General features: G+C 44.2%; 12 protein-coding genes. 9 read left to right on the top strand and 3 right to left on the bottom strand.

The annotated features are described in order from the left end of the window. The first annotated feature begins 28 nt into the window (after positions 1-28). The 7 genes from B9N86_RS12065 to B9N86_RS12095 all read left to right on the top strand — a co-directional run bounded on the left by B9N86_RS12065 (position 29) and on the right by B9N86_RS12095 (position 10557). Positions 29-1693 carry a DUF6138 family protein gene (locus tag B9N86_RS12065; protein WP_208919433.1) on the top strand — a complete coding sequence of 555 codons (1665 nt, stop codon included), beginning with the start codon at positions 29-31 and terminating at the stop codon, positions 1691-1693. A gap of 28 nt (positions 1694-1721) precedes the next feature. Next, positions 1722-2258 (top strand): SMI1/KNR4 family protein, encoded by a 537-nt coding sequence (locus B9N86_RS12070; RefSeq protein WP_208919434.1) that lies wholly within the window; start codon positions 1722-1724, stop codon positions 2256-2258. Positions 2259-2342: 84 nt separating this feature from the next. Next, positions 2343-2762 (top strand): ubiquitin family protein, encoded by a 420-nt coding sequence (locus B9N86_RS12075; RefSeq protein ID WP_244563050.1) that lies wholly within the window; start codon positions 2343-2345, stop codon positions 2760-2762. 19 nt (positions 2763-2781) lie between these two features. Beyond that, a complete protein-coding gene (locus tag B9N86_RS12080; RefSeq protein ID WP_208919435.1) occupies positions 2782-7773 on the top strand; it encodes a DUF4132 domain-containing protein in 4992 nt (1663 codons plus the stop codon). A gap of 58 nt (positions 7774-7831) precedes the next feature. Further along, on the top strand, positions 7832-8296 hold the full coding sequence (locus B9N86_RS12085; RefSeq protein WP_208919436.1) for an SMI1/KNR4 family protein: 465 nt from the start codon (positions 7832-7834) through the stop codon (positions 8294-8296). 306 nt (positions 8297-8602) lie between these two features. Then, entirely contained in the window at positions 8603-9085 is a 483-nt protein-coding gene (locus tag B9N86_RS12090) for an SRPBCC family protein (RefSeq protein WP_208919437.1), read from the top strand. After that, the gene (locus B9N86_RS12095; protein WP_208919438.1) at positions 9082-10557 is read left to right on the top strand and encodes a protein adenylyltransferase SelO; all 1476 of its coding nucleotides are present in this window, start codon (positions 9082-9084) and stop codon (positions 10555-10557) included. The genes B9N86_RS12090 and B9N86_RS12095 overlap by 4 nt, the downstream gene beginning before the upstream one ends. Positions 10558-10658: 101 nt before the next feature. On the opposite strand, the gene B9N86_RS12100 is transcribed toward B9N86_RS12095, so the two are convergent. The 3 genes from B9N86_RS12100 to B9N86_RS12110 are packed head-to-tail and all read right to left on the bottom strand — an operon-like array spanning position 10659 to position 14276. Further along, positions 10659-11795, bottom strand: a complete 1137-nt coding sequence (locus B9N86_RS12100) for a glycoside hydrolase family 18 protein (protein ID WP_208919439.1) — start codon at positions 11793-11795, stop codon at positions 10659-10661. A gap of 3 nt (positions 11796-11798) precedes the next feature. After that, positions 11799-12890, bottom strand: a complete 1092-nt coding sequence (locus B9N86_RS12105; protein ID WP_208920277.1) for an acyltransferase — start codon at positions 12888-12890, stop codon at positions 11799-11801. A gap of 33 nt (positions 12891-12923) precedes the next feature. Beyond that, positions 12924-14276: a glycosyltransferase family 2 protein gene (locus tag B9N86_RS12110; protein ID WP_208919440.1), complete on the bottom strand. Its 1353-nt coding sequence runs from the start codon at positions 14274-14276 to the stop codon at positions 12924-12926. 521 nt (positions 14277-14797) lie between these two features. Between B9N86_RS12110 and B9N86_RS12115 the strand changes: the two genes are divergently transcribed. Both B9N86_RS12115 and B9N86_RS12120 read left to right on the top strand, forming a co-directional pair. After that, the gene (locus tag B9N86_RS12115; RefSeq protein WP_208919441.1) at positions 14798-15778 is read left to right on the top strand and encodes a phosphotransferase family protein; all 981 of its coding nucleotides are present in this window, start codon (positions 14798-14800) and stop codon (positions 15776-15778) included. 172 nt (positions 15779-15950) lie between these two features. Then, a complete protein-coding gene (locus tag B9N86_RS12120; RefSeq protein ID WP_208919442.1) occupies positions 15951-16115 on the top strand; it encodes a hypothetical protein in 165 nt (54 codons plus the stop codon). Positions 16116-16144: the final 29 nt, after the last annotated feature.

The following is a 16144-nucleotide window of genomic DNA, read 5'->3' on the forward strand; positions in this document are numbered from 1 at the left end:
ACTTATTTTTTGATAGGAGGACAACTCATTGAACCAGGCTGCAGAAGCATTTTTGAACGATATATGGAGTCATATTACAGCTATTTACGATAAAGAGAGTCAGAGAATTAGTGAGTTTAAAGACCGAAGTCGGCTTCAGGCGGGAGTATATGACTACCTGAGAGTGGTTTGGAGAAAAGGGAAATTCAACTGGGCCCAGGGCAAAATCCATATCGACATTTATGAACCACTCTCCTGGAGTGACAGCTCTTATAAATTCGAAGCGGGTACTTACATAGTAGAATTGACGGATGAAATTTTAATTCATGATTTTTTCCCAGCTCTGTGTGACCGGATGGATAAACTATTCCAATCGGACGATTATGGCCCCAACTTTTTTGATTACCGGTTTGAAATCGTGTTTGAGTTTGAGTGGGAGCAATCTAAACTGTGCCACTCCCAATTTTTATTAAACGAAGAAAAACTCCGGGGTCTTAAACAGACGCTGGATATCTTTATTGACACAAAAATCTTGTCAGAGCTTCCAGTACTTCCGAAAGAAAATGACGGGTCTTTCTTTGCTCGTCATCTAATGAATCCCGATCTAATGGAACAGAGACAGGAAGAAATCGAACCGCTGATTCGGCATCTTAGTGACAAGCTGCGTACAAATAGAGAGCGAAGTGATAAGTGGGCTTACCAGTATACTTCGGCTTTCAAGAACTGGGCGAAGGAGCGGTTTTTAAATCAATATTTTGACCGATCCGGAAACTTCGGATTGGATTGGGTTCTGAAAAATGAGTCGGAGCGTAATGAACTAAATGTTCAAGAGCTGGACTTCTTCATTTATGCCGCCTTGCAGATCGGTCCCCAGGAACCAGACACTCGAGAAAAGTACTTGAAACTCGCCGTTGAGCTCGGATCGAAGCAAGCAACGGACTATTTGAAACAAGGAAGCGGTCTCTTTGAATGTGTGTATAATAGCAATCTGATTCAAGGAAAAGCCAATGATATTATACAAACCATAGAAATTCGTATTGTATCTGAAGAAGAAGCCGCCTACCGTGAAGCGCTTGACTTTATCAGTAATCTTCTGCGGCAAGGTTTTCCGAAAGGGTACAAGCTTAAGCTGAAGAGTAAAGAAAAGCACTACTTACCGTTAAAAGAGCTGGCGAAGTCAGGTCATCATCGGTTTTTTGCTAATGCAGTGCGTTATCCAGCGTTATTCCCTCAACTTGCAGCATATGCGGGGCTTGCTATGGAGGAATTCGCCTGGTACCAGGATGTGGAGCCTAGTGAGAAATCTGTCATGCCCGGAACCTATGCGGTATTCGGTCTCGGCTTGTACAGTGACGCCTATTTTCCGTTAGTTCAGCGTTATATGGAATTGGTTGATGAGGAGCATCAGTCTGCACAAGACCGCTATGCTGAAGCTTTTATCGAAGCTCATGGCGTTACAGCAGAGCATATGCCTGTATTAGTCTCTATTCTGCTTGGTGGAAACCAATCGGCGAAACCTGTAAAAAACATAGCAATTGATACTCCTGAACTTGGAGATGCACTTATTCGGGAGCTTGAGACAAAAGAAGATTATGAACGTGAAGTTGTAATATACCGCATTTTCGGAAGCAACAAAAAGCTGGCGCAGGCCGCAAAAAAGGAGTCATCTCCTTTAAAGGAACAGCTTGAGCAATTGTTGGTACTGTTAGGGTAAGGGCTACCCAAAATGGAGGTTAATCATCATGTGGACTATTCGTTTTGAACATGAATTTATCAAATATCCAGGTGTGACAGAGGAACAAATCACCTGTTTTCTGACTACGTGGAACAAAGACCTATCGGGGCAGGAGATCAACGAAATAAAGGAGCGGCAGGTTAACCCTTTTCCGAAATCGTCTCCATATTTTGATCAATACAAACCGCTTGATCCTACAGGCTGGAAGCTGCCTCAAAGAGCTTTTCCTGACAGCTATATCGATTTTATGAAATATTCCAATGGTGGAGAATTCCAAAATGGAGAGCGTTATTTTCAATTTTTTGATACGGAAATTTTCCGGGAAATGAACTTCGCTTATGAAATGCCAGAGTATATGCCTTTTGCCGTATCATTTGCGATGGATGGCAGCGGGAATCACTATTTATTTGATATGAGAGAGGCAGCAAGAAACAACGAATATCCTATTCTCATTGCTCACTCCGGCAACTTGGGATATGAAGACTGTACCCTAGCTGCTATTTCTTTTATGGAGCTGTGTACGGAGAGATGGGAGCTTTGCTAGATAGCAAATGGAATCTAGCACAATATTAAACGGATTTCTTTAAATAGTAGGTGCTTCCTTACACTTTAAATAGGAAGGGGGATTATGATGAAGCTGAATGTGATGGTGAAAAAGCCAGGAAAGCGCAAAGAACTCATGACACAGGAGCTTCGGCTGAACAAAGTGCCATATACCCTTCGTGAAATGATTACTGGAATTGTGCATCATAGCGTAAACGCCTTTAAGGACAAGCAGGCTGAACAAAGCCTGATTCCTTACTTGACAGAAATGGATATCGCGGCAAGAGCCAGTAGCGGGAAGGTTGGGTTTGGAACGATTCATGATGACCGACAGCCCGATGAACATCAGGCGGTTGAGTCGGCTCTGTTGGCTTTCACGGATGGACTATACCGGGTATTCGTAAATGAAGAGGAAATTGAGCAACTGGATACGCCGCTTGTACTCACGGATGGTGATAAGATCGTATTTATGCGATTTACGATGCTGGCCGGAGGCATGTGGTAAAGAACAGGGGGATAAGGACATGTCATACACTGATCAAGATGAACAAGCTTTTTGGGAAAGTGTTGAAACGAAATTAAAAGAATTGGAGGCAGGCGGGAATACACTGATTCGCAAGGTTTACGATCTGAGCCGCGAATCATACATCGATCGTGATAGTCATGAATATCAGACGCTGTACGAGGATCTGAAGATGTTGTCTGTAGAGCAACCGGAATCTTTTTACACTCCCCTTGTGGAAGCTGTATCGGCATTTGCGGGCGAAATGACAGGAGCCATCGTCCGATATATGACAGAGCATATCGCGGAATATCCCTATGCACAAGGTTATTACCGCAGACCGTTTCGGACGCGAAGACACGCAACGCATCTCGGTTCTTTGCTATTTAAATTAAATAGGCTGTTAATTGCACAAGCTAATAACTTTTCACTGCAGGAATATTTGACCAAGCCGGATTACCATGTTGAGGGGCTTCATTGGTTCATCCATGTTATTCCTGATTTGGTTGCATATGAGCTGGATTGCGGTGATAGTTGGGCTGAAGCGGCCCTTAAAGAAATCATATACGGTGAGAATCAGACAGCGCTGCTGAAGCGTGAGATGATCAAGGGAATTCTGATGAGTCACCGCTCCGAACTGTACGAGATGATTGGTGAACTGCTGGTTGCAGCCAGGCTGCAGGAGGGGCTACGTCAGTCAATCACCGAGGAGATGGATGCCGGTACTCTTCAAGCTAATTTACATATACTGAGAGTTATTTTGGATCATGATCTGATTAGGTATAGCTCAATTGTCCGAGCCCTCGGCACTTGGACGGGAATGGGTCTTGAAGCGGTAAATCAACGTGTAGCCGGTCAGCTTGTGGAACAAGCTTACACGGTTCTTACGGATGAACAACAGCGCTCAGCATGGCTGTCTTCCGAGAATGCGAACCAGGTCTACCTGAGCTTGTGGGCTAGCGCCGTTTATGAGGAGGATGATCTACCAGAACGGATTCAGTTCTTGATGGAGAACGGGGAGCGTTATCAGAAGGTCGTTGCCCAATACGTGTTGTCCAACAGTCAGAATGATACAGTAAGATTTGAAATCGCGCGGCGCTGTCTGGATGAAAGTGATCTGGAGCTGCTGTATTTGATTCTGAGTAACTACACATTCGATTATGAATATGATTGGCAGGTCGGTGGGATACAAGACCGTCTCTTGAAAATCAACCGTACACCGGCTCTGGAAGATAAAGATGTACGAAGAGAGGAATTCGAGAATTTCAAAGATATTCTCACACGAGTGCCTGTAAGAGAAAAGTCAGGCCAATCCGGAGTGCTTGATTTTATACAATTCCATTACCAGGCAGACCTTGTTTTGCGCAAAATGATGTATTTGACCGCATATGACATGGATGATGCCTGGATCACCGATCTGATTAGGTTCTCGGGTCAAATGAGTTCAGACCTACGGGGAGACCTGATTAGCTACTACACTGATGATTCCAAGTCAACTGTGCAGCGTTCTTTCATCTTTGCAGCTCTGTCGGACAAAAGTTTGCCGAACCGTGAGCGTGCGCTTCGTCAGGTGAAAAAACTGAGCCTGAATGACAGCGAACGGAAACAGGTTGAAGACATGCTTAAATTGAAAACAGGCTCTTTGCGTCAGAGCGCAATCGACATTCTTCTGGATCAGCCGGAGGAAGAGCTCGCGATAAGTCTTGAGCGGCTTCTGAAGGCAAAAGGTGAGTTGCAGCGCCTTGCAGGCCTTGAGCTGTTAACCGAGTTGAAGCATGATCAGAACCGAGAGACTCAATATGAGGCCCTTCGTCCCTTAGCAAACAAAATCTCCAGCCCGTCACCAAAGGAGAAGCAACTGCTGGATAAATTGGAACAGCAGGGCGGCTATACCGCCGAGAATGGTTTTGGCCTTTATAACCCACAGGAGACTGAAGAGTGGTTGCTTGAGCGGTCTGACACGTCTAATGTTAGCTTTGAGCAAATCTTCTCACTAACTGAAGAACGAGCTTCGGAATTTCTAAGCGGACTGGATGATCTTGTTCATGAATGGCGTGATACCGAGTATGAAATCGAAAATTACATTGGCCAGAAAGAAACTCAGCTTGTTGGAGTCAAACTATGTACTGTTTCGTATGAGAAGCATGAAGATCCAATTGAACACGACAACTTTGAAATGGCGAACGTTCTGAACAACTATCCGTTGACTGAACACTGGCAGAATTACCTCATGAACAGTGGCTTGGGATCACGTGAATTGATGCAGCTCTACTACTGTATTTTGATAGGAGATTTAAGCGGTACGCTGTATGAGTTCTATTATAGTTTCTCTGATTTTGTGGATTATGACTTCATGAGACGGACCAAATTGCTTGAAAACGAACGAAAAAGGTATTTGGAGCGCATGATTCCCCTAGAGCGCATAGTAAAGATACAGAAATTGTATGACGGTCTCCGCTATTCAGAACAGGTTGAGACACTGGTTAAGGCCTTCTTTTGGGACAGCGAACGTAGTGACACTTTTGAAGTTGCAAGTGAAGCCCTTGCCATGGTAATAGTCAGTGATATCAATGAATTGTCTGACAAGGATAAGCCGACTTTATTCGTCCTTGCAAAGCCTTGGTTTTCTATTTTACGTAGCCGTGTATATAACAAGGAATCATTCCGCTCTTTCTTCCATACTGCCTACCAGTATGATTTGCGGATAAAGGAAATCGAGAATTCGGAATATTCAGTCATGCATTGGAATCAGTATTTCAGAGCGTACACACTAGGTATGATCGGAGACAACGAGCTTTGTAAAGAACTGCTGGGCAGAGATGTCCGCAGTCACATGAGGGCGCTAACTTCTCCACAAGATTCTTTAGTTAATAGAAGTGAGAAACTGCTGGCTTTGCGTGAGCGGATTGTTTCGCGCTTGCTTGATATCGAACTCGTGCGCGGAGATCTGACGACAACAGCTACTCCATATACGATGTCATTCGAACGTATTCACGGGCTGGAATCATTTATCCGCATTCTAATCAGTTTAGGCGGCGAAACGTTCGTGCGCGGTTATATTTACGGCTATGGCGACCAGATCACGAAAAAAGAATCGCTGAGTCATCTTTTGAAAGTTTGTTATCCGCAGGAGGGTGACGACGAACAGAAACTTGAACAGCTGCTAAAAGGTACGGGGATTTCGGAAAAACGTCTGCTTGAAGCCGCCATGTATGCACCGCAATGGATAGAAATTATTGCAAAATATTTGGGCTGGGAAGGGCTGCGCAGTGCCGCCTGGTATTTCCATGCCCATATCAACGAGACCTTTTCGGCGGAAAAAGAAACGATTGTTGCTCATTACTCGCCGATTACACCGGAGGATTTCAATAATGGCGCATTTGATGTGAAATGGTTTGAAGAAGCATACCATTCGCTCGGTGAGGAGCGCTTTAAGCTGCTATACGATTGTGCCAAATATATTTCGGCCGGTGCCAACCACCGGCGCTCTCAGATGTTCGCCGATGCGGTGCTCGGTCAACTGCGGCTTGAAGACATGAAGTTGTCCGTAACGGATAAGCGTAATAAAGACCATCTGCTAGCCTATAGCCTTATTCCACTTGGACCAATTCAAGAGAATGATTTGCGGGAGCGCTTTGATTTCATTCAGTTGTTTCTCAAGCAAAGTCGGGGATATGGAGCACAGCGCCGGGCCAGTGAGGGTATCGTTTCAGCAATAGCACTTGGCAATCTGGCTCGAAGCGCAGGATATGCTGACGTGACTCGGTTGACCTGGGATATGGAAGCTCGTAGGCTGGAAAAGCTGGAAAGTCTGTTCGAGCCCCGTCCACTGGATGAGGACACGAATGTACGCCTGAGGATTGATGAGGAAGGAAATACAGAGCTTGAAGTGACAAGTAAAGGTAAGGCGCTGAAATCTGTGCCTGCAAGGTTTAAGAAAGACGAATATATTGCCGAATTGAAGGAAGTAAAATCCGATCTTACCGAACAGTATCGCCGGGCCAAGAGGGAGCTGGAGCGTTCGATGGAAGTGGAAAGCTGCTTTACCGTCAGTGAGTTAGCAGCTCTGCAGAACAATCCGGTCATCCAGCCGCTGCTGCGTACACTTGTGTTTAAAGCAGGGAATCATCTCGGTTATTTCATGAAAACAGCAGACGATTTGTATCGACTGGAAGAGCCGACTGGTGCAGAACACCTGATTGCGGATAAGGATGAGATTACGATCGCCCATCCGCTGCATCTGTATGAAAGCGGCCTTTGGAGCGAATACCAGCGGGATTTGTTTGAACGTGGAATCCGCCAGCCATTTAAGCAGGTGTTCCGTGAGTTGTATCTTGCCAATGCCGATGAACGAGAAGGAAGAATTAAATCGCGGCGTTATGCTGGACATCAGGTGCAGCCAAGTAAGACGGTAGCGCTTTTGCGCAGTCGCGGTTGGACGGTCAGTTATGAGGAAGGTCTGCAGAAGGTGAGTTATCAAAAAAATGTAATTGCCACCGTGTATGCTATGGCAGATTGGTTCTCGCCTGCTGACAGTGAGGCGCCAACGCTGGAGACAGTGGAATTCTTGGATCGTAAATCTTATAAATCGATACCGATGGATCAGATCTCGCCAATATTGTTCTCAGAAACAATGCGTGACATTGATCTTGTCGTAAGTACGGCACATGTGGGTGGAGTCGATCCAGAAGCGAGCCTGACTACGATTGAATTGCGGAGCGCTATCATGCGCGAATCACTGCGCCTACTCAAGCTGGACAATGTGAAACTTGAAGGTAATTATGCTCGTATTGATGGAAAGCTTGGAGAATATGCTGTAAATCTGGGCAGTGGAATTGCCTACAAACAAGGAACAGGTGCGTTGAATATCATTCCGGTGCATTCACAGCACCGTGGTCGATTGTTCCTTCCGTTTCTCGATGAAGATCCGAGAACGGTTGAGGTCTTGTCTAAGGTTGTGCTTCTGGCTGAAGACAACAAGATCAAAGATCCGCAGATCTTGATACAGCTCTAGATCGAAGAAAGAATCACTGAGCTATCTCTTTAAGGTGTGTAGAGGAAGAGGGGGAACGATGAACAATAATTCTATTAAAGAAATCGAACATCACTATGGAGTAGTCTTCCCGCCGGAGTATTTGAGCTTTTTGGAAGATGCAGCAGGTAAGAGTTTTAATTTTACAGAATCCGAAGATTTTACAGACTGGGAAATCTGTTTTTCTGATCTGGATGAAAATTTTGTTGCAACAAACCAGCATTTGGTGGATGACGCAAATCCCGATCCGATGAAGCTGATTCCCATTGCATGGAGTGTTAGTAGCGGGAATAACTATTTGCTCGATTACCGAAAGAACTCTTTGTCGCCATCGGTGGCTCTAATGGACCACGAGGAAGCAATCGTACGTGAAGACGCGGAGAATGAAAGTGCTACCCCGGAAGAGGCACAGCAACTTATGGAAGATAACGTTAGAGAAGTAGCAAACCATTTTGCAGAATTTGCTGCCCGGCTTGTTGTTGCGGAAGAATCAGAAGAAGATTGAAAAGTTTGCTGAGGACATTAATAATTTAGGAATGAAATTGTTAGTGTAAACATCTGAATATAAATATGACAAAGTCGCTCCGAATGATCCGGTAGCGACTTTGTTTATAATTCTATTGTTATATTTCCAATGGTCAGAAAGAATCAAGAAGGAAACGGGTATGTGATTGACTATAGCTGAGGTTAAATTAAAAAATCAATAAATATCGAGAGGTAGTGGTATGCTATTACAGAAAGTAGGATTATGATTTGCTTTTACGGTACAATACTTACGAAATGTGACAAAAGATAAGTAAGGAGAATTTTGATGCTCCAATGGAATGAAGAGACAATAATTGAGGCTAATATAGAGACCATCTGGAACTTGTTTGCATTGGAGAACATCCAACGAATTATGCCACAGGTAGTGGAGAATGAAGTTATCGAACGTAAAGAGGGCGTTGTTGGAACCAAGTATAGACAAAAGTTTAAGGAAGGAAAGCGAATTGAAACCTATATTGTAGAAGATCTTGAATATGAAAATACACCGCACAGAAAACATAACAAAAGCGGGTTTACTTTAGCCAGAATCTTTGAGATTGAAACAACATTTACTCTTCTCAAAGTGGATGACAAGCATACCCGATTCATATATAGCGGTCAGAACAAAGGAGTCAACTGGTTGGGCAAGGTGATGTTGAAGCTAATGGGTTTCAAAAATAATCAGAAGGTTGTATTCGAATTTATGGAGCGTGTTCGAAGCGAAGCTATGAAAGATCAAGATAATAAGCGAAATGAGGAGATACGATGACAGAGAATAAAGCAATCATAGATGCAGGATGGAACTTCGACAACAGTTATGCTCGTCTGCCGAATTCATTTTTTACCAGGCAAAGCCCTACCCCTGTGCGCTCACCAAAGTTGATCCTTCTTAATGATTCGTTGGCAACATCCCTAGGGTTGAACATCCAAGCGCTGAAAAGCAAAGATGGCACAGCGGTGTTTGCCGGTAACCAAATTCCCGATGGAGCCTTACCGCTTGCCCAAGCTTATGCGGGACATCAATTCGGGTATTTTACGATGCTAGGGGACGGTCGGGCTCTGCTGCTTGGTGAACAAATTACTCCCCTGAGTGAGCGGGTTGATATTCAGCTTAAGGGTTCAGGTAGAACACCATACTCTCGCCGAGGCGATGGTCGAGCGGCACTTGGACCGATGCTGCGTGAATATATCATCAGTGAAGCCATGCATGTGCTTGGTATTGCTACCACCCGCAGCTTAGCTGTGGTTACAACCGGTGAGTCCGTCATTCGTGAAACCGACCTGCCTGGTGCAATTCTCACCCGCGTGGCGGCGAGTCATCTGCGCGTCGGCACGTTTCAATACGTTTCGAATTGGGGTACAGCCCAGGATGTCCGGACTCTTGCGGATTACACATTGCAAAGGCATTTTCCAGAAGTTGATCCTGATGAGCACCGCTATCTTTTCCTTCTGCAGCAAGTGATCAAGCGTCAGGCCGAGCTGATTGCCAAATGGCAGCTTGTTGGTTTTATTCATGGGGTGATGAACACGGACAACATGGCCCTTAGCGGAGAAACCATCGACTATGGCCCTTGTGCCTTCATGGATGCCTATGATCCAGCAACGGTGTTCAGTTCGATTGACCAACAAGGTCGCTATGCCTATGGCAATCAGCCGAATATTGCTGCGTGGAATCTTGCGAGATTTGCTGAAACCTTATTGCCTTTGCTGCATGAAGACAAGGCGCAGGCTATCAAACTAGCCGAGGATGCGATTTCGGAATTTTCCGATTTGTATCATCATCATTGGCTCGCGGGGATGAGGGCAAAGCTGGGAATCTTTAACGAAGAGCTACAGGATGAATCCCTTATTAAAGATCTTCTCGGTATGATGCAGAAGAATCGTGCGGACTATACCAATACCTTCCGCGCATTAACGTTTGATAAGTTAGAGGATACGGGCCTTTCTGGCACCGCGGAATTTGCTCAGTGGCATGAGCTGTGGCAGGCAAGATTAGGCAGGCAACAGGAACCAAAAGACTCCTCGCATCAGTTGATGCGTAGCAGTAACCCTGCTATAATCCCGCGCAACCACCGGGTAGAAGAGGCACTCGAAGCAGCGGTACTACGGGAAGACTACAGCGTGATGGAGCGACTACTTGATGTTCTTTCGAGACCATACGCGCATTCCCCCGAGCAGGCTGATTACTCCACACTGCCTGAGCCATCGAACTGTTCTTATCGAACCTTTTGCGGCACTTGATAATAAAGCAATACAAGAAAAATTTAACCGCCTTATACACAAAAACTGACCAAGCTAGATAACTCTAGTTTGGTCAGTTTTTGTATTAAAGACTTATTTTCTCACTCATTCAAATGCTCCGTCAGAAATTTCACAATTCCATCCTCAGCATCCTGTGCGTACTGCCAGACCATCGCACCAGCGAGATCCTTGCTCTTGATGTAATTGACCTTCTCCTGCAAGGCTTCTTTATCCTCGTAACTGATGAAGGTATTGCCATTATAGAGGTAGGCTGCCTTGGCTTTGTTGTCATAATAACGCTTGTAGTCTTTATTGTTCAAATAGTCTTTCTCAAGCTTTCTATAGCTTAAATCCACTTTGTTGATGTCGATGGGCTTTCCTGGTTTAAATAGGCCGTCTTTATCGCTCTTCACATTCTTCCAGCCGTAGGAATAAGCAGGGACACCGAGCAGCAGCTTCTTGCTGTCAATATCATGATCCAGATACATCGTGATGATCTGATCGATGCTATGCTTGGATTTACCCTGGCTATCCCGATACAGATTGGCGTTAAAGCCAGTCGTGTCTGACCATTTTCCAGTCAGGTCATAGGCCATGATATTGATGTAGTCAACGTATTGTTCGACTTCTTTAACTTCTACATTTTGAAAATACCAGTCCTGCGTGCCTGAAGCGAAGCTCAACAAATACTTTTTGTTGTTCTTGTGAGGCAGCCTGTACAGCTTCTCTCTTAATTCCTTCATCAGATTTGTAAAATTCCTTGTATCCTCAGGGCGTGCTTTTTGCGTATTCCAAGCATGGAATGCCGGATACTCCCAGTCAATATCAACCCCATCCAACTCCAGCTCCTTAACCATATTGACGATGCTCTCGGTGAACAGATAGCGGTTTCCGTCCAATGAAGCATCCGAGAAGCCATCCGCGCCATAGCCGCCTACCGCTAATACCATTCGGGTGGTCGGATTATGCTCTTTTAGCTTTTTAATGTTTTCTTTAATCTGGTCATTGGTCGTACTGTCCTCATGAAAATAAATATCCGTTCCCTTGATTTTGGCAAACGCGATAAAGGCAATGTCAACACCCTTCTCAGACAGCTTAATGTTCTTATAGTCTTGCCAAGCTTCCACGTATACCGCCGTAATTTTACGGTCGTCTGCTGCTGATACTTGGTAGAAGTAAAGACTCATGCCTGCGAGCAACACAACGATAAACATCTTCGTAAATTTATTTATTCTCATTGGTTAACCCCTCCCACCAAATAAGATGTAGGTTGCAGTTTTACTTAAGTTGAGCACCTTGACGGTGATGTAACTGATGGCAAAGATGATGCCAATATTCACGATAAGACTGAGGGTCGCCTCCAGAAATGTTGCCTCTAATTCCGTTCTGCCTGAGAGCATCATCTCAACTAATAAGTGAATGAGATAAATGCTGAAGCTGGCTCTGGAGATCGAGCTGATTAATTTTTGGATTTTGTGATTCACTTTATCACTGATCCGGGTTTCGTTTTCTTTGAAAAAAATAAATAAGCCGACTGCCATGAAAAACGTGGTGATGGAATAGTTACCGTAGAACATCTCATCCAGTACGCCGCTACGGAGTGAGACAAAGTATGTGGCTACAGGAGTCAGAAAGAACGATATGATGCCTAAGTTGTACAATTTATTTTTCACTTTTAGCGGTAGCTCGTAATGGAAGAGATAGTATCCCAGAATAAAGTAGCCCAGAAATCCCATGAAAAAAGGGATGTTCATAATAGGAATATTGATGTATTGATCCGTTGTACGGAATACAACATCCGAGATGAAACGGTACGCAATGCTCACGATGAACCATAAGAGCAGGTAATATCGGAGATCCCTCTCGCTGCACGATTTTATGAATTTGCTGATCAGCGGCACCGTTATATAAATCGCGATAATGGCATACAGGAACCATAGATGGATATAATTTCTGTCGGTAAGCAGCCGGTAACCGAAGTCTATAACGAACTCATAGGCATTCATCTGGCTTCTCATAATATAGTATTGATTGTATAAACCATAAATGAGTGACCAGGTCAAGAGGGGAATGACCAGCGGAAGCACTCTCTTGGTATAGAATTCCCGGTAGGACGTGATCTTCGTTCTAAGGATCATCGCCCCGCTAATCATGAAGAATACCGGCACGGCAAAGCGCGAAATGGAATTAAATCCATTGCTGATCCACCACGAGGAGGTATTGAAATCATTCGTGCTGGTCAACACCTCTGCCGTGTAATGCAAAATAATGACGGCAACGATAGATAGGATTCTTAGAATATCTATATATATAATTCTTTTATTTTGAACCATGCTGCTGTTCATGGAAGCCTCCTTCATCATACCTTAATTCGATCCTACCGCGATGTTCTGGCTGATGGTGGCAACGCCTTTCCGCTCCACGAAGCCCCAGCCTTCATCATTGTCAAAATATTTAAACGTTCCTGCAATATTGATGTAGACCAGTAGATTCCGGTAGGTCAACAACTCAACTTGGCTGAACAGGAACATTCTCAGATAATCTGCAAAAGTATACGTGCTGCCGTATTTACGGCATAAGTATAGGGAAATGATAATTTGCGCCGCATTGAGCAGCACACTAATGAGCAGAAAGATGATTGCTTGTATAATATTTCCGCCGGAAATCAGCGCTTGGCCCAGATAAACTAAAGTGGTAAATGCCGAGAGCGTCCCTAACATAAATCCGTCGATGGCAAAAAACAGACTCACACTGACACTGAATTTCTGAGAGAGCCTGGACCAATAGATCAGGACGCAATCGACAAACGCTTTTTGCCAGCGAATGCGCTGCTTATAGAAGTTCGGAAGATTCTCGGGACATTCGGTATAACATACCGCTTCGGGTGCGTATACTAGCTTTTTCTTTAAGCGATTCGCTTTTATGTATTCATGAATTTTAAGGGTAATATCGATATCCTCGCCTACCGTGCTACGGAAGCCGTTTACTTGAACCAGAACATCTTTGTAAAAGGCCCCGAAAGCGCCTGAAATAACAACAATGGAATTAAAGAACGATTGCGTTAATTTCCGGACATAGAAGCCGTGTGTATAATTGATGATTTGGCTCTTGATTAGCCCTTTTCCACGAAATTTCTCCACAATAGCACCGTTTTTTTTCCTCTCAGCACCCTGCACAATCTTGACTGTACCGCCAAGCGCAATGATGTCACTATTATGAAAATATTGATTTACATACTTGAGTGAGTTGGTCTCCAGCATACTGTCCGCATCAAGCGTAATAACGATATCCGAGGCAGCATAATCGATACCCGCATTCAGCGAGTCGGCTTTCCCGCCATTCAGTTTATCGATAACATAAATGTTGTGATATCGGTTCGAACGGTAAAATCCTCTTATCGTTTTATAGGAGAGCTTGTGGTCTGGCTTCCGGTAATCCGACTCTAATTCCAGCAGCTCGTGAAGCGCAGACAAGGTACCATCCTTGGAACCGTCGTTGATAATCATGATCTCATAATTGCTGTAATGCAAGCCTGCCATGGCATCAATGCAATTTCGGATCGTAAGCTCCTCGTTATAAGCAGGAACGAGCACCGATATTGATTTTTCGGCAAGATCCGGATTCAGCTTCTTCACCTTGCTGCAGAATAACGGAATAATCGTGTACAGGGCTTGAAACACAAGAAATACACCTGCTATTCCATAAAAAAAGTACTGCAAACTTCTCACTCCTTTTTCTCTATCTCTCTTTCTTGTAAAACCAGTATGGCTGCGCTTCTGTCCATTTCATCTACATTTCTATCTGAAATGGCTTGATGAAACACACTTTCTATAGAAATCGATGTCAAGGGACAAAAAATCATTATCGGGGGATAAATACACCCAGTTACAACCTTTCGTTCCATATAAACCCAAATAACATCTTATTTAATAAACTACATATTCCGCACTCAGATGTAAAATCGCGCTAGGGAGCAAGAAAACGAATACATAGTTGTTTTTCGAATACTGCCTCTGTTATAGTTCATATTTCTATATTTCAGGAGACTAAAGCGATTTAACAAGATTGTCACACTGAAGTGGAGTGAGCGATTGCAGACAATTGGATAAGCGCACCAACCTCGACACGCTGTTAGGGATGAGTACCCGCTACAAAAACACCAATACATCGTCTATGATTGGTTAGAGTAGCTGACGAAATATCTAATATCTAATAAGATTTGCAAACAGGAGGCGCGATCATGAAAGAAGGCTGGGAACGAAAAAATCTGCCCATTACTCTTAACCTTTCAGAGTTAAATGAAATCATCAGACCTGCCTTACCGGGTAAAAGGGTAATCACAGCTGAACGAATCGGTACCGGACTCAGTAATTCGAACTACAAAATTCATCTGGAAGGGTGCGTCAAACCTTATGTGGTTCGTTTTTTCAGGAGCGGTAAGGAGATTGCAGACAAAGAGCTTGCTATAACTCAGCTTGTGCAACAAACCGTGCCTGTCGCCGACTTCATATATGTCGATACAAGTTGCAGCAGGTTCGATAAATCTTGGGCAGTGTTGGAGTGGAAGGAGGGCTTCCTATTACGCGATGTGTTCAGAAGCGGAACTCTCCAGGATATTACTTCAGCTGCAGTTTCTGTCGGCAGAGTTCTTGCAAATATACATAGCTACCACTTTACTGAATCAGGTTTTTTCGGCAAGGATTTGAAAATCAACCATCCCTTAATGATGGACGGTGATCGATTTCTCTCATTCATGGAACAAATTCTTTTTCATGACCAATGTGGTAAATGGCTGGGTAAGGAACTCACACAAGAGTTATGGTCTTTTTGCAAAACATATGGCCCTTTATTGTCGGAAAGCAGCAAAATGCCTGTCCTCGTTCATTCGGATTTCAACGGATTAAATATACTGATGAAGTATGGTCCAACCGGGTGCTCGGTATCGTCTGTTCTTGATTGGGAGGAAGCGTTTTCCTGGAGCCGGCACGTTGATATTGGCAACATGCTGCGGTATGAAGAAGATGGTTCAATCTTTGAAGAGCATTTTATTCAAGCTTATCAGGAACAAGGAGCGATTCTTGAAGACAATTGGAAACTTCTCTCCAAGCTTGAAGATCTCGTTGCTTTGTGTGATATGCTGAACAATTCCACCATAGACACCCCAAACCGGATGCAGGATCTTCAGCGCTTGGTCGCAAGAACGGTTCAGACCTTTGGATGACTAGAGAAAGGGGCGCAGCTACTTTATAGTAGTCTGCGCCCCAATTTTTTTAAAATCTGATTGGACATGTGGAGTCTATTTTTCTGTCTCGGTCAAGGCTTATTTGCCTAACAACATTTTGTTGTCCGTTTCATAATTTAAAGAAAGGTTAGAGAAGTGGGAGGTCGGTTAAATGGCCCAGGCACGGAAAAGAAAGAGGGCAGCAGAATCATCAAAGACTACAGCTAAGCAGCTCGCATTTTTTGCAGCGTTATTAGTTTTAATCGGTTCATCAATAGGCCTATACCTGGCTTATGAAGACTTGATTGGGGAAAGCGACGTAGAAGTTATTGTATGAAACAATTATACCGTTAACAGAGCCTGTAA

It is taken from the genome of Paenibacillus uliginis N3/975 (genome assembly GCF_900177425.1).
Lineage (GTDB): Bacteria > Bacillota > Bacilli > Paenibacillales > Paenibacillaceae > Paenibacillus_AQ > Paenibacillus_AQ uliginis.

What these genes read in the sequence shown, in the direction of transcription:
- B9N86_RS12070 (WP_208919434.1), top strand. Translation starts at nt 1,722, where the DNA reads ATGTGGACTATTCGTTTTGAACATGAATTTATCAAATATCCAGGTGTG.
- B9N86_RS12075 (WP_244563050.1), top strand. Translation starts at nt 2,343, where the DNA reads ATGATGAAGCTGAATGTGATGGTGAAAAAGCCAGGAAAGCGCAAAGAA.
- B9N86_RS12080 (WP_208919435.1), top strand. Translation starts at nt 2,782, where the DNA reads ATGTCATACACTGATCAAGATGAACAAGCTTTTTGGGAAAGTGTTGAA.
- B9N86_RS12085 (WP_208919436.1), top strand. Translation starts at nt 7,832, where the DNA reads ATGAACAATAATTCTATTAAAGAAATCGAACATCACTATGGAGTAGTC.
- B9N86_RS12090 (WP_208919437.1), top strand. Translation starts at nt 8,603, where the DNA reads ATGCTCCAATGGAATGAAGAGACAATAATTGAGGCTAATATAGAGACC.
- B9N86_RS12095 (WP_208919438.1), top strand. Translation starts at nt 9,082, where the DNA reads ATGACAGAGAATAAAGCAATCATAGATGCAGGATGGAACTTCGACAAC.
- B9N86_RS12100 (WP_208919439.1), bottom strand. Translation starts at nt 11,795, where the DNA reads ATGAGAATAAATAAATTTACGAAGATGTTTATCGTTGTGTTGCTCGCA.
- B9N86_RS12105 (WP_208920277.1), bottom strand. Translation starts at nt 12,890, where the DNA reads ATGGTTCAAAATAAAAGAATTATATATATAGATATTCTAAGAATCCTA.
- B9N86_RS12115 (WP_208919441.1), top strand. Translation starts at nt 14,798, where the DNA reads ATGAAAGAAGGCTGGGAACGAAAAAATCTGCCCATTACTCTTAACCTT.
- B9N86_RS12120 (WP_208919442.1), top strand. Translation starts at nt 15,951, where the DNA reads ATGGCCCAGGCACGGAAAAGAAAGAGGGCAGCAGAATCATCAAAGACT.